The sequence below is a fragment of the Rhizobium sullae genome, from assembly GCF_900169785.1.
GTDB lineage: Bacteria > Pseudomonadota > Alphaproteobacteria > Rhizobiales > Rhizobiaceae > Rhizobium > Rhizobium sullae.
In genome coordinates this window covers 279,698-298,311 of sequence record NZ_FWER01000001.1, presented here as the reverse complement: position 1 = coordinate 298,311, position 18,614 = coordinate 279,698, and the positions used below count along the sequence as shown (strand labels likewise).

The 18,614-nt window shown below is 59.7% G+C and carries 16 protein-coding genes and 1 tRNA gene; 10 read left to right on the top strand and 7 right to left on the bottom strand.

The window, feature by feature from the left end:
* Positions 1–7 precede the first annotated feature (7 nt).
* Both BN1800_RS01560 and uxaC read right to left on the bottom strand, forming a co-directional pair.
* The gene (locus BN1800_RS01560) at positions 8–1,462 is read right to left on the bottom strand and encodes a mannitol dehydrogenase family protein (protein ID WP_086993758.1); all 1,455 of its coding nucleotides are present in this window, start codon (positions 1,460–1,462) and stop codon (positions 8–10) included.
* Positions 1,459–2,874 carry a glucuronate isomerase gene (gene uxaC / locus BN1800_RS01555; protein ID WP_086993756.1) on the bottom strand — a complete coding sequence of 472 codons (1,416 nt, stop codon included), beginning with the start codon at positions 2,872–2,874 and terminating at the stop codon, positions 1,459–1,461. Before uxaC ends, BN1800_RS01560 begins: the two co-directional genes overlap by 4 nt.
* Before the next feature lie 168 nt (positions 2,875–3,042).
* Here uxaC and BN1800_RS01550 point away from each other — a divergent pair, with 168 nt between their 5' ends.
* Positions 3,043–3,252: a SlyX family protein gene (locus BN1800_RS01550; protein WP_086993753.1), complete on the top strand. Its 210-nt coding sequence runs from the start codon at positions 3,043–3,045 to the stop codon at positions 3,250–3,252.
* A 45-nt stretch (positions 3,253–3,297) separates the two neighbouring features.
* On the opposite strand, the gene BN1800_RS01545 is transcribed toward BN1800_RS01550, so the two are convergent.
* Together BN1800_RS01545 and BN1800_RS01540 are read right to left on the bottom strand one after the other, a co-directional pair.
* On the bottom strand, positions 3,298–4,779 hold the full coding sequence (locus tag BN1800_RS01545) for an NAD-dependent succinate-semialdehyde dehydrogenase (protein ID WP_086993750.1): 1,482 nt from the start codon (positions 4,777–4,779) through the stop codon (positions 3,298–3,300).
* Positions 4,780–4,799: 20 nt separating this feature from the next.
* Positions 4,800–6,080, bottom strand: coding sequence for a 4-aminobutyrate--2-oxoglutarate transaminase (locus tag BN1800_RS01540; protein WP_086993905.1), 1,281 nt, complete (start codon positions 6,078–6,080; stop codon positions 4,800–4,802).
* Positions 6,081–6,284: 204 nt separating this feature from the next.
* On the opposite strand from BN1800_RS01540, the gene BN1800_RS01535 reads away from it, so the two are divergent.
* The 3 genes from BN1800_RS01535 to BN1800_RS01525 all read left to right on the top strand — a co-directional run bounded on the left by BN1800_RS01535 (position 6,285) and on the right by BN1800_RS01525 (position 9,540).
* The gene (locus tag BN1800_RS01535; protein WP_027511946.1) at positions 6,285–7,094 is read left to right on the top strand and encodes a MerR family transcriptional regulator; all 810 of its coding nucleotides are present in this window, start codon (positions 6,285–6,287) and stop codon (positions 7,092–7,094) included.
* An 84-nt stretch (positions 7,095–7,178) separates the two neighbouring features.
* The gene (locus BN1800_RS01530) at positions 7,179–7,805 is read left to right on the top strand and encodes a ribonuclease D (protein ID WP_027511945.1); all 627 of its coding nucleotides are present in this window, start codon (positions 7,179–7,181) and stop codon (positions 7,803–7,805) included.
* Between the two features lie 235 nt (positions 7,806–8,040).
* Positions 8,041–9,540 (top strand): hypothetical protein, encoded by a 1,500-nt coding sequence (locus BN1800_RS01525; protein ID WP_086993747.1) that lies wholly within the window; start codon positions 8,041–8,043, stop codon positions 9,538–9,540.
* A 74-nt stretch (positions 9,541–9,614) separates the two neighbouring features.
* Here BN1800_RS01525 and rpsA read toward each other — a convergent pair whose 3' ends face one another.
* Together rpsA and cmk are read right to left on the bottom strand one after the other, a co-directional pair.
* Complete coding sequence (rpsA, locus tag BN1800_RS01520) at positions 9,615–11,315, bottom strand: 30S ribosomal protein S1 (protein WP_022713201.1); 1,701 nt, start codon at positions 11,313–11,315, stop codon at positions 9,615–9,617.
* Positions 11,316–11,490: 175 nt separating this feature from the next.
* Positions 11,491–12,135 (bottom strand): (d)CMP kinase, encoded by a 645-nt coding sequence (cmk, locus tag BN1800_RS01515; RefSeq protein ID WP_027511943.1) that lies wholly within the window; start codon positions 12,133–12,135, stop codon positions 11,491–11,493.
* Between the two features lie 293 nt (positions 12,136–12,428).
* Here cmk and BN1800_RS01510 point away from each other — a divergent pair, with 293 nt between their 5' ends.
* From BN1800_RS01510 to BN1800_RS01480, 6 genes are all read left to right on the top strand, one after another.
* A complete protein-coding gene (locus BN1800_RS01510; protein WP_027511942.1) occupies positions 12,429–12,812 on the top strand; it encodes a TIGR02300 family protein in 384 nt (127 codons plus the stop codon).
* Positions 12,813–12,960: 148 nt separating this feature from the next.
* A tRNA-Ala gene (locus BN1800_RS01505) sits at positions 12,961–13,036 on the top strand.
* Positions 13,037–13,761: 725 nt separating this feature from the next.
* Positions 13,762–14,469, top strand: a complete 708-nt coding sequence (locus BN1800_RS01500) for a phosphatase PAP2 family protein (RefSeq protein WP_244564415.1) — start codon at positions 13,762–13,764, stop codon at positions 14,467–14,469.
* A 701-nt stretch (positions 14,470–15,170) separates the two neighbouring features.
* Positions 15,171–16,295: a DNA replication/repair protein RecF gene (recF, locus tag BN1800_RS01490; protein WP_086993741.1), complete on the top strand. Its 1,125-nt coding sequence runs from the start codon at positions 15,171–15,173 to the stop codon at positions 16,293–16,295.
* Entirely contained in the window at positions 16,292–17,116 is an 825-nt protein-coding gene (locus BN1800_RS01485) for a molybdopterin-synthase adenylyltransferase MoeB (RefSeq protein WP_086993738.1), read from the top strand. Before recF ends, BN1800_RS01485 begins: the two co-directional genes overlap by 4 nt.
* On the top strand, positions 17,113–17,586 hold the full coding sequence (locus tag BN1800_RS01480) for a GNAT family N-acetyltransferase (protein WP_027511937.1): 474 nt from the start codon (positions 17,113–17,115) through the stop codon (positions 17,584–17,586). The genes BN1800_RS01485 and BN1800_RS01480 overlap by 4 nt, the downstream gene beginning before the upstream one ends.
* On the opposite strand, the gene BN1800_RS01475 is transcribed toward BN1800_RS01480, so the two are convergent.
* Complete coding sequence (locus BN1800_RS01475) at positions 17,583–18,584, bottom strand: 2-hydroxyacid dehydrogenase (RefSeq protein ID WP_027511936.1); 1,002 nt, start codon at positions 18,582–18,584, stop codon at positions 17,583–17,585. The two genes, BN1800_RS01480 and BN1800_RS01475, sit on opposite strands and share 4 nt — an antisense overlap.
* Between the last annotated feature and the right edge of the window lie 30 nt (positions 18,585–18,614).

Sequence of the window (18,614 nt, the reverse complement as noted above, 5' to 3'; positions counted from 1 at the left end):
CAACCACTCAAATCAACGGCAGCCTATTGTCCTGGATCAAAATTTCCAGCTTGTTGGCCACATCTTCGGTCCACGCGACATTCTTCGTCAATGCTGCCGGAAAGAGCCCTGGCAAGTGGAAAAGTGTCCCTGACACGGCGCCGCCGTTTCGTGGCACATCTGCAAGCAGAGCCGCGATTTCACCAGCGCGCGGATCACGCAACTCGTAGCCTTTGCCGTTCCGGTCGATGCCCAGCGCGTAGCGCATCCAGGCAGCGACTGCGATTGCATAAGTCTCCGCTTTGCCGCCTTGAGCAAGGGCTTCCGTTGCCGGCTCCAGCAGACGCTGCGGCAGTTTCTGCGTCCCGTCCATGGCGATCTGATAGGTGCGGTGCGCGATCGCCTTATTTGCAAAGCGTGCTATGAGTTCGTCCGCATAGCGCTCGAGATTGATCCCTGGAACGGGATCGAGGGTCGCAGCTGCCGCGCTCATGTGCCGTCGCGCAAGCGCTGCCAATCCGGCATCTTCCATAACATCGCGGACGTATTCATAGCCGCCTATATATCCGAGATAAGCGAGCAGGGAATGCGCCCCGTTCAGCATCCGAAGCTTCATCTTCTCGTAAGCCGAAACCTCTTCGACCATCAACACACCAGCCTTCTCCCAGGTCGGGCGGCCATTGGCGAAATGGTCCTCGATTACCCATTGCGTGAAGGGTTCGGTTTCGATTGCCGCGAGATCCTGGCGCCCAGTCAGGCGCTCGGCATCGGCATAGGTAACGTCTGTACTGGCCGGGGTGATGCGATCCACCATCGTGGAGGGGAAGGGCACTTTCTGTTCGATCCAGTCGTGCAGCGAAGGATCGACACGGCTCGCGAATTCGAGAACCAGACGCTTGAGGACTGCGCCGTTGCTTGGCAGGTTGTCGCAGCTGAGCGCCGTGAAGGGTGCGATCTCCTTTTTCCGCCGCCGGGACAGCCCTTCGACAAGATAGCCGACAACGCCGCGCGGCGTATGCGGATGTATAAGATCGGCGGCGATGTCGGGATGGTTGAGATCGAGACCCCCGGTAAGGGTATCCAGACCATAGGCCTTCTCCGTCACTGTCAAGCTGACGATGCGGATTGCCGGGTCTTCCAACCGCTCAAGCAGCCCTGCCGGATCACGCGTTGCGACGTGCGCCTTCAGGATGGAGCCGATCACCTGCGCTGTCGTTCCCGAGGTATCACGGATCAGCATCGTATAGAGGCCGTTCTGCTCATTCAGGTGATCCGCAACATCTGCGGTGCGCAGGCTTGCGACTTCAATGCCCCATTCGCCGCCGGTGGCTGCAAGTGCCTTATCAGTAAAGGGCGCAAAATGCGCGCGGAAGAAGGCGCCGGGGCCGAGATGCAGGATGCCGCTTTTCAGCTTGCTCCGGTCATAGGCCGGAAGCCTTGCCGTCGGCGCAAGGCCGGTCAGGTTTTGCAGTCGCTCCGTCACAGCTTGTACGCCTTTTTCGCATTGTCATAAGAAAGCTCGCGGGCCACGATTTCGGCATCCTTCTTTGAAATCCGGTGCTCCGCTGCGAGTTGCGCCAGGAAGCGGCAGACCTCGCGGCGCCAGACGTCGTGGCGGGCGGGGATTGAAAGCAGTGCCCGCGTATCGTCGTTGAAGCCGGCGAGATTGGCAAAGCCTGCCGTTTCAACGACCTGGTCGAGATAGCGGCGGATGCCGTTCGGGCTGTCATAGAACCACCAGGGCGGGCCGATCATCAGGCACTCCCAGTGTCCGGCCATCGGCGCCAGTTCCCGGGCATAGGTCGTCTCGTCGAGCGTGAAGAGCAGAACCCTGAGACCCGGCGCGTGGCCGTGTTTCGAAAGCAGGGCGTTCAAGCCGCCGACCCAGTCCGTGCGTGTCGGAATGTCAGCGCCCATGTTCGGGCCGCGCGTCTGGAAAAGCCCGCTATCGGTGTTTCGGCGCGAGCCGGCATGAATTTGCATCACCATGCCGTCTTCGGCCGAGAGTCCGGCCATCTCGGTCATCATCAGGCCGCGGAAGAGCTCGGCATCTGCGGCAGAAAGAGGGCCTTTCAGCGCTGTGTCGAGCAGCGCCTGCTTGTCGGCAAGCGGGAGATCGGCGGTAAAGGCCGTCGGCACGCCATGGTCCGTGGCTGTCGCGCCGTACTGGCGGAAATAGGCGCGGCGCTTGCGGTGCGCATCGACCATCCCATCCCACCGGGTAACATCGGCGCCGGTGATCTCGCCGAATTGCAGGAGATTAGCGCGGAAGCCGACGGCATCTGGATCGGTGACACTGTCCGGCCGATACGTGGTGCGCACGCGGCCGATCCAGCCCTCCGCCGCCATCTTCTGGTGATGCGTCAACGGATCGAGCGCGCCTTCCGTCGTCGCAATCGTTTCGATCCCGAAGCGCTTGTGCAGCGCGCGCGGGCGGAACTCGGGAAGCGCCAATTGTGCGTTGATGTGGTCATAAAGCTTATCGGCATTATCCGGCGTCAGCGGTTCGTCGCAGCCAAGAACGGACGACATCGCATGATCGACCCAGAGGCTCGATGGCGTGCCGCGGAAAAGGTGATACTGCGCCGCAAAGGCCCGCCAGATCGCCCGGCCCGATGCCACCGGCTTGCCGTCGAGCCTCGGCACGCCGAGGTCGTCGAGCTTGACGCCGACGCTGTGTAGCATTCGAAAAAGATAGTGATCGGGAATGACAAGCAGCGAAGCCGCATCCTCGAAAGGCTTGTCCTCGGCAAACCATGAGGGTTCGGTGTGTCCGTGCGGGCTGACGATCGGCAGATTGCGAACCGTCTCGTAAAGGTCGCGTGCGATGGTCCGCGTTGCCGGATCGGCCGGAAAGAGCCGGTCCGGATGAAGAAGGCCGTTTCCTACATCCATCAGATTTCCTCCCTGATAGCACAGGGCCTACCCCACCTGAGCAAGGACGGCAAGCCCTATTAGTAACTAAACGGTTCACTTTCGGAATCGTTCTTCGCGAACCTCGAAAGCATTGACGCAAAGACCTATTTCCGCTTTGGAAAGGGAGCAATTGCCGGGAGAAAACCAATGTCTGACGAAGCGCGTCAAATCACCAAACTTGAGGAAATGGTCGCCCATCAGGCAAAGACGATCGATGAGCTTTCCGACCAACTCGGGGAGCAATGGAAGGTGGTCGAGCAGATGCGCACCAAGCTCGACCGGCTGACGGAGCGCTTTCTGTCGCTCGAGGAGCAATCCCTCGAAGCCCCGCCGATTACGCGCCCGCCGCACTATTGACCGGCAGAAAAAGGGCGCCGTGCGTGGCGCCCTTTTGCGTTCGGTTCAGAGATTGCCGATGCAGAGATATTTCATTTCGAGGTAGTCATCCACACCGTGACGCGAACCTTCGCGGCCGTGCCCGGATTGCTTGACGCCGCCGAAGGGTGCCGTCTCGGTGGACATCAGGCCGGTATTGATGCCGACCATGCCGTATTCCAGTGCTTCGGCAACCTTCCAGACTTTCTTCAGATCGCCGGCGAAGAAATAGGCCGCAAGGCCGAACTCGGTGTCATTCGCCTGTTGAATCACCTCTTCGACGGTATCGAAGCGGAAGAGTGGGGCTACGGGACCAAAGGTCTCCTCACGCGCCACCTTCATGCCGCGGGCGACGCCGGTCAGAACCGTCGGCGTGAAGAAGGTGCCGGCTCCTTCGATACGCTTGCCACCGGTCAGCACCTTGGCGCCCTTGGAAAGCGCGTCGCTGACGTGATCTTCGACCTTCGCAAGGCCCTGCGCATCGATCAGCGGGCCGATCGTGACGCCTGCCTCGAAGCCGTCCCCGACGGACATGGCTTCGACCTTTGCGGCCAGCTTGGCCGCAAATGCGTCATAGACGCCTGACTGGACGTAGAGCCGGTTGGCGCAAACGCAGGTCTGACCGGCATTGCGGTATTTCGAGGCGATCGCGCCTTCGACGGCGGCATCGAGATCAGCATCGTCGAAGACGATGAACGGCGCGTTGCCGCCAAGCTCGAGGCTCACTTTCTTGATCTGATCGGCGCACTGGCGCATCAGAATGCGGCCGACTTCCGTCGATCCGGTGAAGCTGATCTTTCGCACCTTGTCGTTGCTGCAAAGCTCCCTGCCGATCGCCGGACCGTCCTCACCGACAATGACGTTGAAGACGCCGGTTGGAACACCGGCCTGCTCTGCGAGAACCGCAAGCGCGATCGCCGAAAGCGGGGTTTGCTCGGCCGGCTTCGAAACGACCGTGCAGCCGACAGCAAGCGCCGGAGCGATCTTGCGGGTGATCATCGCCGCCGGGAAATTCCAGGGCGTGATGGTGCCCACGACACCGACCGGCTGTTTGATGACGATCATCCGCTTGTCATTGGAGGGCGCGGGGATCGTTTCGCCATAGATACGCTTGGCTTCCTCGGCATACCATTCGACATAGGCGGCGGCATAAAGGATTTCGCCGCGCGCTTCAGGAAACGGCTTGCCCATTTCCGCCGTCAGGATCGCCGCCAACTCATCGGCGTTGGCAACCATCAGGTCGAACCATTTGCGCAGGATGGCGCTGCGCTCTTTCGCGGGGCGTGCTGCCCATGCAGGCTGCGCAGCATAGGCAGCGTCGATCGCTTTGCGGGTGTCGGCAGCACCCATGTCCGGCAGCGAGGCGAGCACTTCGCCCGTTGCCGGGTTCAGGACATCGAAAATTCTCGTTGCTTCGCCCTTCGTCCATTCGCCGTTGATGTACCCGCAGTCGCGGAGGAACGGCGAGGAAAAGGGCACATGCTTGGTCAGTGCAGTCGTGAATGCCATGTCATTTACTCCGAGGGTGGTTACTTGCCCGCACTTGCTTCAAGGATGGAGGCTTCGAGGATATCGAGCGCTTCGATGAAAATATTGTCCTGGATGGTAATCGGGGCAAGGAAACGGATGACGTTTCCGTGCACGCCGCAGGTCAAAAGAATGAGACCTTTTTCCAGCGCGATCAGGCGAACCTTATTCGCAATCTCCGCGCTCGGCAGCTTCGTCGCCTTGTCGTTGAACTCGATGGCGTTCATAAAGCCAGGGCCGCGAATATCGGCGATTTGCGGCACCTTGTCGCGCAGCGATTCCAGCCGTTGCTTCAGGCGGCTGCCGAGCTGGTTGGCGCGGTTGCAGAGATCCTCGTCCTTGATGACATCGAGCACGGCATGCGCAGCCGCGATGCCGATTGGATTGCCGCCATAGGTGCCGCCAAGGCCGCCAGGGCCTGGCGCATCCATGATTTCGGCGCGGCCGGTGACGGCAGCCAGCGGAAAGCCGCCGGCAAGGCTCTTCGCCATGGTCATCAGGTCGGGAGCAACTTCATGATGGTCCATCGCAAACATCTTACCGGTACGCGCAAAGCCGGTCTGCACTTCGTCGGCAATCAGCAGAATGCCGTGCTGGTCGCAAAGCTCGCGCAGCGCCTTCATGAAGGCCACCGGTACTGGATAGAAGCCGCCTTCGCCCTGAACCGGCTCGATGATGATAGCCGCCACACGCTGCGGATCGACATCGGCCGCGAAAAGCCTTTTCAGGGCGGCAAGCGACTGCTCGCCGGTCACGCCATGCAGTTCAACCGGGAAGGGCACGTGGAAGACGTCGCCCGGCATCGCGCCGAAACCGACCTTGTAAGGCACCACCTTGCCGGTCAGCGCCATGCCCATGAAGGTGCGGCCGTGGAAGCCGCCGCCAAAGGCGATGAGGGCGGAGCGGCCGGTCGCAGCACGCGCAATCTTCACGGCATTTTCGACGGCCTCGGCACCTGTGGTCACGAAGATTGTCTTCTTGGTAAAGTTGCCGGGGGTCAATGCGTTCAGACGCTCGGCCAGATGCACGTAGCTTTCATAGGGCACGACCTGGTGGCAGGTGTGAGTGAAGTGATCGAGTTGATCCTTTACCGCGGCGATCACCCGCGGATGGCGGTGGCCGGTGTTGAGGACCGCGATACCGGCGGCGAAATCGATGTAGCGGCGTCCCTCCTTGTCCCAGATTTCGGCATTCTCCGCTCGGTCGGCGTAAATCTGCGTGGTCATGCCGACGCCGCGCGAAATCGCGGCATTCTTCCGGTCCGTGAGGGTGATCGCGTTCATCATTGCGCTCCTGCGCTGGAAAGGGCCAAGGAATTATCTTGCATAACTTCTGCAAGATATGTAGAAAAGTCCTACATTTTTCCTGCAAGAAATCAAGCGGCATTTTTTGCTTCAAACATCACGCTTTTTGATGGATGCTCGCGCCAAAAGGTCCTGACGGCGCAGAGCGCCCAAAACAAAACGGAATCAGGGATTTATTGGTTGATGAACAATAACGGTCCGGTGCGCTACAAGGTGGCCGAAGCGGCAAGGTTGGCAGGCATTTCCGCCTCCACGGCGCGCCTTTGGGAAAGCCAGGGCCTGCTTGTCCCCGGTCGCTCGGAGACGGGCCACAGGCAATATAGCGCCGAAGATGTCGCTCGCCTGAAACGGATTTCGTGGTATCGGGTCGGGCGCGGGCTCAATCCGGCGGCAATCCGCGAGGCGCTCGAGAATGAAGAGCCACTTGCCGAAAACGTCGAGAGTATCGGCACTTCCGATATCGGCCGCAAGCTGCGAAGCCTTCGCCATGCCGCAGGCAAGACGCTTGATCAAGTTGCCGGTGACATGGGCATTACCTCTTCCACGCTCTCGACACTGGAGCGTACCTCACAAGGCGTCAGCTTCAAGACGCTGCACGACCTTGCGGAATATTACGGCACCACTGTCTCCCGCCTTTCCGGCGAGGAGAGCGAAGACGTTCCCGCAATCGTCCGCTCCGGCGAATGGCGCACCTGGCCGCAGACGACGCCCGGTGTCACGGTGCAACTGTTGGCGGAAGGCCGACGGATGATGGATTGCCATCGTTTCGTGCTGGCACCGGGGGCTGCCAGCGAAGGCGCCTACCGGCATGAAGGCGAGGAATTCATGCATGTGCTTTCCGGCCGCCTTGAACTCGTTCTCGATTCCGACCAGTTCTTCGATCTCGGACCCGGCGACTCGCTCTATTTCGAAAGCCGTCGTTATCACTCCTGGCGCAATCGCCATGATGGCGAGACCGTGCTTCTGTGGATCAACACGCCGCCGACATTCTGATCATCCGCCGGGCCGAAGCGGGTATCGCCCCGCATCCCTTTGCGCTATAGCGCGACGTGAGACATTGAAACGATAGAGACAGCCATGGCCGCCACCATCCGTTACCACGAAGGCGATATTTCCTCGGCGGATGCCGACCGGTACACCGGCGCGATCGCCATCGATACCGAAACGCTCGGCCTCGTGCCGCGCCGAGACCGGCTCTGCGTCGTGCAGCTTTCGCCAGGTGACGGCACCGCCGATGTCATCCGCGTTGCTGCCGGACAGAAGGAAGCGCCGAACCTCGTCGCCATGCTCAAGGATCCGGCTCGCCAGAAGATTTTTCACTACGGCCGCTTCGATATCGCCGTGTTGTTCCATACCTTCGGCGTCACCACGGTGCCGGTTTTCTGCACCAAGATCGCATCGCGCCTATGCCGCACCTACACGGATCGCCACGGCCTGAAGGACAATCTCAAGGAAATGCTCGACGTCGACATCTCCAAGGCGCAGCAATCGTCGGATTGGGCAGCGGCGACCCTGTCGCCGGCGCAGCTCGAATATGCCGCCTCCGATGTGCTCTACCTGCATGCGTTGCGCGACAAGCTGACCGAGCGGTTGGTCCGCGACGGCCGCATCGACCATGCGAATGCCTGCTTCGAATTCCTGCCAACCCGCGCGAAGCTCGATCTGCTCGGCTGGGAAGAGGCCGATATCTTTGCCCATAGCTGAAGTCTTCAAAGCCAGAACATGACCGCGGCGGCTGGACCGGGATTTTGTCCCCGCCCCGGCCGTTAGCGTTTTATTAACGAGTCTTAAGTAAGATTATCGCTAATTTTTATGCATTCGACGGCGCGATGATGCGCCATGCGGACCGGAGGATCTGCGGGAGAATGCGAGGGGCCGGATGAGCGCGGTTCTCTTGTGATCTGCTTCCATCGTCACTTTGTGAAAGAAGGAGCATACCATGTTGACTCCCGTTCGTGCATCGTCGAACACAAGCCTTTCCTCCCACGGCCAGACCGCGGTGATCGTTGCCAGCGGGCTCGGCCGCTCGGTCGTTGCGCCGACCCCTGTCCAGGCCGTCGAAGCCACAGACCTCAATTCAGCGATTGCCGGCAAGCTCAATATCCTTCTCGCAGCCGCTCGCGAGCGCATGTTTGATGCGCTGCTCGATGCCATCAATGCCGCCTCCCGCGCGCTGCCGCTGCCGCGCCGGGAACAGGAAAGCAACCTCGTTTTTGCAGCGCGCCTCGCAGAAGCCATCCAGAAGCTTCCGGCTGCCCGGATCAACGAGATCGAAACTCAACTTGCGGACGAGGGCCATACCCTGCCGCTGCGGTTGATTGCCGAGGCGCTGAAGAATCCGGCCGGTCCGGAAGCAGCCCGCGTGATCGTCTATCTGGAGACGAACCGTTATAAGGATCGTGACCTGGCGGCTCGCGCCGTCGTTCGCTCCTATCGCCAGAACGACGCTTCGCCTCTGCGCCCGGACCCACGGCCAAACATTCCAATCCAGGAAGAAAAACTGCTGCCAATCGCAAAGGCGCAGCAATCGCCCGCACGGGAAGCTCAGGCGTCCCCGCCAACCAAGATAGTGCTGCCGCTTGCGCCAGCTGTGCTCATTGCCGAATTGGCAGAGCAGCCGGTCAAAATCGTCGAGGCGGCGTTTGACGAGCCTGCGCGCGCAGAGCACAACCCTCTTGAATTCCGCGACGCGGTTGATCTGCAGGCCGAAGATCCGGCTTCGGCGGATACGCCGAAGCTGATCGACGAGCCAATAGACATTGAAGCTCGCATGGCGGCGGTGCACTCCGATCATACGGAACCGGTCATTCCGAGGGTCTGGACCGGTGTTCTTGCCTCGATGACTGAAGAAGCGTCGGAACTCATCGTCGCCATTATCGGCGAGCAGCAAACGTCGGCACCCCTGGAAGATCTGGCAGCCGCGCCAGAGACAATCGAGGCGGTGGCCGCAGAAGCGGCAGCAAGGGAAGAACTGGTGCAGGCGGATATTCCCGAGGCCGCGATCCCCGCGACGCTGCATCAGACAGAGGTGACTGCGCCGTTGCCGGTTGCCGATGCCCCGCAGATCATTCGTCAACAGAAAGAAATCGTGGCGCAGCCGCAGGTTCTTCCTGCCGATATTGTCGAGGCCGCGCAGAAGTCAGGTTTGCTGAAGCCAATTGACGGGATGCCGTACGCCCAGCATCCTTACCAGTTCGCCAAAGATGGCAACGAACGCCGTGACGGCGAAATGCATCGCCGCGACTACGAAGGCAGTGGCTCCGAGGGCGAGCAGCAAGCCAACACCGGCAGCGAGCATCAGGACGCGGAGGACGAACGCGAACAACGAGCGGAAGGCGTCGCGCCGGAGGATTTGCCCCAGGTCGATGCAAGAGAATCCGGCGACACCGTCGCCGATCCGGTTTACGCGCTCTACCAGCGCATGGCCGGCTGGGAATAGTAGGCACTTCAAACAAACAAAAAACCCGCCGGATCGCTCCGGCGGGTTCCTTCATTTCGAAAGGCTTGTAGCGATTACTCGCCGCGGTTCTTCAGAGCCGCGCCAAGGATGTCGCCGAGCGAAGCACCGCTATCGGATGAACCGAACTGAGCGACAGCTTCCTTCTCTTCTGCGATTTCCAGAGCCTTGATGGACAGCATGATCTTGCGGTCCTTCTTGGAGAAGTTGGTGACGCGGGCGTCAACAACCTGGCCAACCGAGAAGCGTTCCGGACGCTGCTCGTCGCGGTCGCGCGAGAGGTCTGCGCGGCGGATGAACGAGGTGATGTCTTCGTGGTCGACGAGCTTCACTTCGATGCCACCGTCGTTGACAGCGATAACTTCGCAGGAAACGACTGCATTCTTGCGCAGGTCGCCGGAAGCCGCGGCTTCGCCAACTGCATCCTTGCCGAGCTGCTTAATGCCGAGCGAGATGCGCTCCTTTTCGACGTCAACATCGAGAACGACAGCCTTGACGACGTCACCCTTGTTGAACTCTTCGATGACCTGTTCGCCTGGACGGTTCCAGTCGAGGTCGGAGAGGTGCACCATGCCGTCAACGTCGCCGTCGAGGCCGATGAACAGACCAAATTCGGTCTTGTTCTTGACTTCGCCTTCGACTTCAGTGCCAGCCGGATGGTTACGGGCGAATGCTGCCCACGGATTTTCCAGCGTCTGCTTGAGGCCGAGCGAAATACGGCGCTTGGACGGATCGACCTCGAGAACGACGACTTCGACTTCCTGGCTCGTGGACAAGATCTTGCCGGGGTGTACGTTCTTCTTGGTCCAGGACATTTCCGAAATGTGGATCAGGCCTTCGATACCCGGCTCCAGCTCAACGAACGCACCGTAGTCGGTGATGTTCGTGACGGTGCCGGAAATCTTCTTGCCTTCCGGATACTTGGCCTGGATGCCATCCCACGGATCGCTCTCGAGCTGCTTCATGCCGAGTGAGATGCGGTGGGTTTCCTGGTTGATGCGGATGATCTGAACCTTGACCTGCTGGCCAATGTTCAGGATTTCCGACGGATGGTTCACACGGCGCCATGCCATGTCGGTGACGTGAAGCAGGCCGTCGATGCCGCCGAGGTCAACGAATGCACCGTAATCGGTGATGTTCTTGACGACGCCGTCGACAACCTGACCTTCTTCAAGGTTCTGAACGATTTCAGAACGCTGCTCGGCACGGGATTCTTCCAGAACCGTACGGCGCGAAACCACGATGTTGCCGCGACGCTTGTCCATCTTGAGGATTTCGAAGGGCTGCGGATTGTGCATCAGCGGGGAAACGTCGCGGATCGGGCGGATATCGACCTGAGAACGCGGCAGGAAGGCGATCGCACCGTCGAGGTCGACCGTGAAGCCGCCCTTGACCTGGTTGAAGATCACGCCTTCGACGCGCTCGCCGGCTTCGAACTTGGCTTCAAGCTTGATCCAGCTTTCTTCGCGGCGAGCCTTCTCGCGCGACAGAACCGCTTCGCCAAGCGCGTTTTCGATGCGCTCGACATAAACTTCGACTTCGTCGCCGACCTTCAGCGAACCGTCCTTGGCTTTCGCGCCGAATTCCTTGAGCGCGATGCGGCCTTCGACCTTCAGGCCGACGTCGACAACGGCGACATCCTTTTCGATGCCGGTGACGATGCCCTTGGTGACATAGCCTTCAGCCAGATCGTTCTTGGCAAAGGACTCTTCGAGAAGGGCCGCGAAATCCTCGCGAGAGGGAGTAGCTACTGACATAAAATCTCCTGCGTGACCTTTGATACTGACAAGGCCCACGTATGCGCCGGTTGGTTCGTGTTGAACGGGCCTGAACCCAGTCCGCTTCCCTGCAAGGAAGCAATCCGGCGCTTGGACGGAATTTCAGGCTTTTAGTAAAGCGCTTCCCGGCAAAAGCACGGCAAATCGCTCGAATTCAGTTATTTCGGCTCAATGCCGCGTCGATGATCGATTTCGCAGCTTGAAACGCGGCCTCTATACTCATTTCCGACGTATCAAGCAAGTGCGCGTCTTCCGCTGGTTTCAAGGGGCTGTCAGCCCGTCCCATATCGCGTTCGTCGCGCCGCTTCACGTCCTCGAAGATCGCATCGAAATCCGCCGTTTCGCCCTTGCCGATGATCTCCTCGTAGCGGCGCTTGGCGCGCACCTCCGGGGAAGCCGTCACATAGAGCTTCACCGTCGCAGCCGGGCACACGACGGTGCCGATATCCCGTCCGTCGAGCACTGTTCCCGGAGCCTTCTCCGAAAAACGCCGCTGCGCCTCCACCAGCGCCCGGCGTACTGTAGGCATCACGGCAATCTTCGAGGCGGCTTCGCCGATCTCGTGTTTCGAAAGTATATCGCGATCCAGCCCGCCAAGTTCAACCTCGCGCGCCATCTTTTCTGCGACCTGTTCGTCATCAAGCGCCAGTCCCGCATCGAGCAGCGCCTTCGCTGTCGCCCGATACGTCAGTCCGGTATCCAGATGGTGGAAGCCGTATTCATCCGCAATCTGCCGCGAAAGCGTGCCTTTGCCCGCCGCTGCCGGTCCGTCGATGGCGATCGTAAATGTCCTGCTCAATGGTTTCCTTTCAGGCCGCCGATCAGCTGGCGCTGGGTCGCCAGATCATCTTCCCTGAAATGGGACGGTTGATACATCTGCTTCTCGCTGGCTTGTGGTTTCTGGCGCTACCTAACACAATGTTATTTGCCGGTCATCTGACGTTCATTTCACGATGCTGATTGCTGTGTGAAATTTGGCTTTGACATCATTGGCAGCAACGATTATGGGGACCGGCTTATAAATTCCGATGGAACGCCGGTTTGAACGGCATTTGCCGAATTTAGCATTCGGCCATTCTCACGAGGCTTATAGTGGCGAAAGCGGAACTTGGAACCAAGCGTACCGATCCGGAAACCGGCAAGAAATTCTATGACCTGAACCGGGATCCGATCGTTTCTCCTTATACAGGCAAGTCCTATCCGTTGTCCTTCTTCCAGGAAACCTCGGCTGCGGCGGCCGAGCTCGCAGAAGAAGACGAGGTGCAGGAAGTCGATACCGAGAGCACGGAAGTCGAACTCGTATCGCTCGAGGACGCTGATGAAGGCGCATCCGGCGACGATATCCCGGATATCGGCGATGACGACGTCGAAATCGAAGGCGATGACGACGACACCTTCCTCGAAGCCGACGAAGATGACGAAGATGACGACATGAGCGACATCATCGGCGTCACCGGTGACGAAGACGAAGTCTGATCGTAATGCGCGGCCCGGACGACAAAAAAACTCCGGGCCTGCTTTTTAGGCTTGCCATCTGCGAAAACCGCAAGTATGAAGCCGCCACTTCGAACGGCAAACGCCTCCGAAGTATCCCAGGACCGGAAATATGCCGGACCACCCTGATGGGGCTATAGCTCAGCTGGGAGAGCGCTTGCATGGCATGCAAGAGGTCAGCGGTTCGATCCCGCTTAGCTCCACCACTCTCTCTCGATCTCTAATTACCAAAGAAATTCAATCCGTTACGAGCGCCACGGGAAAAGTGCGTACCCAAGAAAGTACCGGGGGTTCGTACCCCACTGCCTCCCACTGGCCCGTGGACCCCTCGCTCAGCACTCGAGCCGTCTTTCAGCCTCTCCAGTCGGTCTGGTAGCGCCCGCCGCTCGGCGAGGTCGGCGTCGGGATACAGGCTGCGGCGCGACACCTCTGGTGGTGGAATCTGACGCTTGGTAGATGACCGAGGTGAACCAGCTTGTAGAAGCCGCTCGGCAACCAAGACCAAGTCGCGTCCCAGCTTCATGCCTAAGTGAACTGGCTTCACCTTGCCCAGATCAGCATCCAGCAACAATGTAAACCGCATTTTAAGGTTGGCAGGATTACAACCGTGCATTGCCACCGGTTGCGGAAACCCCATAAGCTGTCGGATTGCACGATGAACTTACAAATTGCGCTCAGCCAGGACAGCCAATCGGATAAATGGTCCACCCGGCTGGCTTTCTTTATAGCTCTCTATGCCATAGCGGCCCTGCTTCTTCGGCCATCATCCTTCGCGAGCCTTGCGGAGGTCTATGCCAGTAAATTCATCGCCAGCACACCCATCCTACTTATTGGTGGGCTGGGGACAATGGCTCTGCTGTTTGGTCGGGACGCCCCCACACGCTATGCAGTTAGTGTCCTCAAGGAACGCTGGCGCACTCTCGCGACGGTCATGGCGTTCTTCTTCACGGGACTGACCGCCTTCTCAACCTTCAAGAGTACCATCCCATTCATTGTGCCCTACTACGCCGACATCTGGCTGGCCGATCTGGACGAATGGCTTCATGGGGCTCCGAGCTGGGAATTGGTTCACCGCTTCGACAACCAGATGTGGTCTCTCATCGTCTTAAAGTGCTACGAGGTCTTGTGGTTCGTACAGTGGTTCGGGACCGTGCTTTTCGTCTCTCTCTGGTCTAACAGGGTGGGCCGCATTCGCTATCTATGGGCCCATGCCTTGACGATCATCACCATAGGCACCGTCCTCGCCGTAGCGCTGTCGTCGGTGGGCCCGATCTACTACGACCATTTTGTCGAAGGGCACCGGTTCCACGGCCTGAAGGTCGCGATGGACGGCCTCGACCATAGCGAATACGCTAACTACCTGCTCGACCTCTACGAGGCGGGCCAAACAGGGCTCGGTAGCGGTATCTCGGCCATGCCCAGCGTGCATGTCGGCCTCGTAGTGCTCAACGCGCTGTTCCTGTCCTCTTTGAACAGGTGGCTTGGCGTTGTCGGCTGGGCTTTCGCAGCCATGATCTTCTATGGTTCGGTCTACACCGGCTGGCACTACGCCGTAGATAGCTATGTGGCGACCGCAGTAGCGCTGGCGATCTGGTGGCTGACCGGACGACTCATTCATCAGAAGCCCCACTCGCCGTAGATCATGGGAACCTTACTAGGAGCTCTGCCTCGGACTTACGAGCGTGAAACGCCCCCAACCGCATCAGGATACGTGAATTTTAACAACAAGTTGAAACAAAACACCAAAAAGAGGGGGACGGTTGTAGCCCGCTTAGCTCCACCAATTTCTACCGAATCGATTTAACACTTCTGTAGACTGGACGCAGGTCGCGCTTGCGTTTGATCTCTTCCTTGTCTTCCCACTTCCGCTCTATCTGCATCGTCCGCGCCGGAAGTCTTCCTTGTAAGCGCTGCGGTGACGATAATAACGCTGCGGCCGGTAATCTTCGCGATATTCATAGTAGCTAATCCAACGTTCGTGTCCGCTTTCATCCTTCCAAGGACCGGCTGCGCTCTGCCGGCCCACGTGGCGAGGGCGATGCTGGCGGCCGTCAGCATGACCAGAGTTCTCATGGTGCGAGTCATTTTGATACGCCTAACGAACAACGTTCTCATTCGGGCTCAGTTTCCGAGTTCGAGCCTGAGCATCAACTGAACAGCTCTCAAATTGCGCCCTTTAAGGTTCTGTGCCGAGACACAAGATGATCGGCCGGTTGTCCAGGCGGTGGCCTTCGGCGGATGATCTTCGCAACGGTCAAGCACGCGGCCCTCACCTCCAACCCTTGCCATTCACCCCACTTCGGCATAGCTCTGCCCCGACGCCCTTAATCCGGATATTCGATGCCCCACAAGGTCTCTCTTTCCCGCCTGAAGCTGACCGATTTTCGCAATTATACTGCAGCTTCGCTCGTGCTCGACGAGCGGCATGTCGTGCTGACGGGGAACAATGGTGCCGGCAAGACCAATCTCATGGAGGCGGTTTCCTTCCTCTCGCCGGGGCGCGGTCTTCGTCGCGCCACTTATTCCGATGTCACCCGCGTCGGGGCCTCGTCAGGGTTTTCGGTCTTCGCCGAGCTTAACGGCATGGAAGGCCAGGTCGAAATCGGCACCGGGGCAGACATCAGTGACGAGAATACCGGCCGCAAGCTACGCATCAACGGCACGCCAGCCAAGACGGTCGACGAGCTGACGGATCACCTGCGTGTGCTCTGGTTGACGCCTGCCATGGATGGCCTTTTTACCGGCGGATCTTCAGACCGGCGCCGCTTTCTCGACCGGCTCGTGCTGTCGCTCGACCCGGCCCATGGGCGCCGTGCCAGCGATTTCGAGCGCGCCATGCGCAGCCGCAACAAGCTCCTGGACGAAGGTCGGTTCGACCCCTCCTGGCTCTCTGGCATCGAAGAGCAGATGGCGAGCCTCGGTATCGCCATGGCGCTTGCACGTCAGGAAATGCTCGGCCTGATTGCCCGCCTTATCGAGGAAACGCGCGAAACCTCGCCTTTTCCCTCCGCCGCGCTTGAGCTTTCCGGCTTCATGGATGGCCAGCTCGGGCGGCCTTCCGTCGATCTCGAAGACGAATATGCTGCAATGCTTGCCGAAGGCCGTTATCGCGACGCCGGCGCTGGCCGCACACTTGACGGTCCGCACCGGGCCGACCTGCTCGTCCGACATCGCGAGAAACAGATGGAAGCGGAGCGCTGCTCGACCGGCGAACAGAAGGCGCTGCTGGTCGGCCTGATCCTCGCGCATGCCAAGCTTGTCGCCAATCTCACCGGGCATGCGCCGGTCCTGCTTCTCGACGAAATCGCTGCCCATCTCGACGAGGGGCGTCGCGCCGCGCTCTTCGATCTCATCGATGCGCTTGGCGGCCAAGCCTTCATGACCGGCACCGATCGCTCGATGTTTTCTGTCCTTGGCGACCGCGCACAATTTTTCACCGTTGCCGATAGCCGGGTTTTCGAATGACCGATGCTGCTTTCCTCGCGCCTTCGGGCCATGATAGCATCGCGCCCATGGAACCTCTGAGCCCGGAAGAAATCACCCGATACCAACGCCATATCCTGCTGCCGGAAATCGGCGGGACGGGCCAGCAAAGACTGAAGGCCGCCCGTGTGCTGGTGATCGGTGCAGGCGGTCTTGGCGCACCAGTTTTGCAATATCTGGCAGCCGCCGGGGTCGGCACGCTCGGCATTGCCGATGATGATCGCGTTTCGCTTTCCAACCTCCAGCGCCAGGTCATCCATGATTCGGGCACCATCGGCGAATTGAAGACGCAGAGTGCCGCCTTTGCAATTGCGCGGCTGAACCCGCATGTGAACATCATCCGCTTCGAAGAGCGCTTTTCGCCGGAGTCCGCCCGCCGCCATCTCTCAGGCTTCGATCTCCTCATCGATGCATCTGACAATTTCGAAACGCGCTACGCTGCAGCCGACGCAGCCGAGCAGGCGGAAATTCCGCTCGTCAGCGGCGCTGTCGGCCGTTTCGACGGTTCTTTGACTGTGTTGAAACCTTACGAGCGGGCTGAAGATGGCGCGCTCAACCCGACCTATCGCGACCTCTTTCCCGAAATCCCACCGGAGGGTCTCATTCCCGCCTGCGCCGAAACCGGCATCATCGGCGCTCTCACCGGCGTCATCGGAACGCTGATGGCAATGGAGGCGATCAAGCTCGTCACCCGCGCTGGCGAGCCGCTGGTTGGCCGATTGCTGCTCTATGATGCGCTTGCCGCCCGCTTCGAAACCGTCCGTTACAAGCGCCGCCGCACGCAAGAGCCGGGCGCTTCATGAGGATCGTCCGGATCGATGAGAGTTTCAGTCGCTGGAACGAATTGCTGCAACTGATCCTCTCGTCCTTCGCCTATATGAATGGCCGTATCAACCCGCCGTCTTCGGCCCTGAGCCTGACACTGCAATCGCTTGCCGAAAAGGCGACAAACGAAATCGGCTACGTTGCGCTTGAAGATGAGGATTTGCTTGGCTGCATGTTTCTGAGGCCTGAACCGGAGTGTCTTTACCTCGGCAAACTCGCGGTCGCGCCGAAGGCGCAAGGTAAGAGCGTCGGCAGGAAGCTGCTGCAGCTCGCAGAAGCTATTGCGAAAGCGCGCAGTTTGCCCACGCTGCGGCTCGATACACGTATCGAATTGACCGACAACCATACCGTCTTTGCCGCCTGGGGTTTTGAGAAGACGGCCGAAAAATCCCATCCGGGCTTCGATCGCGTTACCTATATCGAAATGCGCAAGGTTCTCGCCACTTAACGGCCGGGCAACACGCGGTTCGGCGGGCGGTGGCCATCGATGAAGGCGCGGATGTTGATGATCACCTTGTCGCCCATGTCGATGCGGCCTTCGATCGTCGCCGAACTCATATGCGGGAGCAGCACCACCTTGCCCTCGTTCGCAAGCCTGACGAGCTTCAGGTTAACGGCAGGTTCGTTTTCGAAAACGTCGAGGCCGGCGCCGGCGATCTTTCCTTCCCTCAAGCATTTGATCAAGGCGGCTTCATCCACGACGTCGCCGCGCGCCGTGTTGACGATATAGGCGGTTGGCTGCAGCAACGCGAGGCGCCGCGCGGAAATCAGATGGAAGGTCGCCGGCGTCGAAGGGCAATTGATGGAGACGATATCGACCCGCGCCAGCATCTGGTCGAGGCTTTCCCAATAAGTCGCCTCCAGTTCGTCCTCGGTCGCCGGGCTGACCCGCTTGCGGTTGTGATAGTGGATCGACAGGCCGAATGCCTTGGCGCGGCGCGCGACAGCCGTGCCTATCCGGCCCATACCGACAATGCCGATGCGCTTGCCGTGAATGCGCCGGCCGAGCATCCAGGTCGGTGACCATCCCGCCCATTCCCCGGGTTTGTCGGTAAGCACCCGTGCACCTTCACCGAGACGCCGCGGTACCGCGAGGATGAGCGCCATGGTCATGTCGGCTGTGTCCTCGGTCAGAACATTCGGCGTGTTGGTGACAGTAATGCCCTTGCGGGCTGCCGCCTCGACGTCGATGTGGTCGGTGCCATTCGAAAAGCTCGCGATGAGCTTCATCTGCGGCCCAGCCTGCTCGATAAGAGCCGCATCGATGCGGTCCGTTACCGTCGGCACAAGAACATCGGCTGTTTTTACAGCCTCGATAAGCTCGGCAACGGAGCGCGGCGAATCGTCGATATTGAGCTCGGCGTCGAAAAGCTCCCGCATGCGGGTTTCCACCGCATCCGGCAGTTTCCGGGTGATGTAAACCTTCGGTTTTTTCTTCGATGTCATCGCGGCTCGGCCATGCCTTGTTCAGAGGTC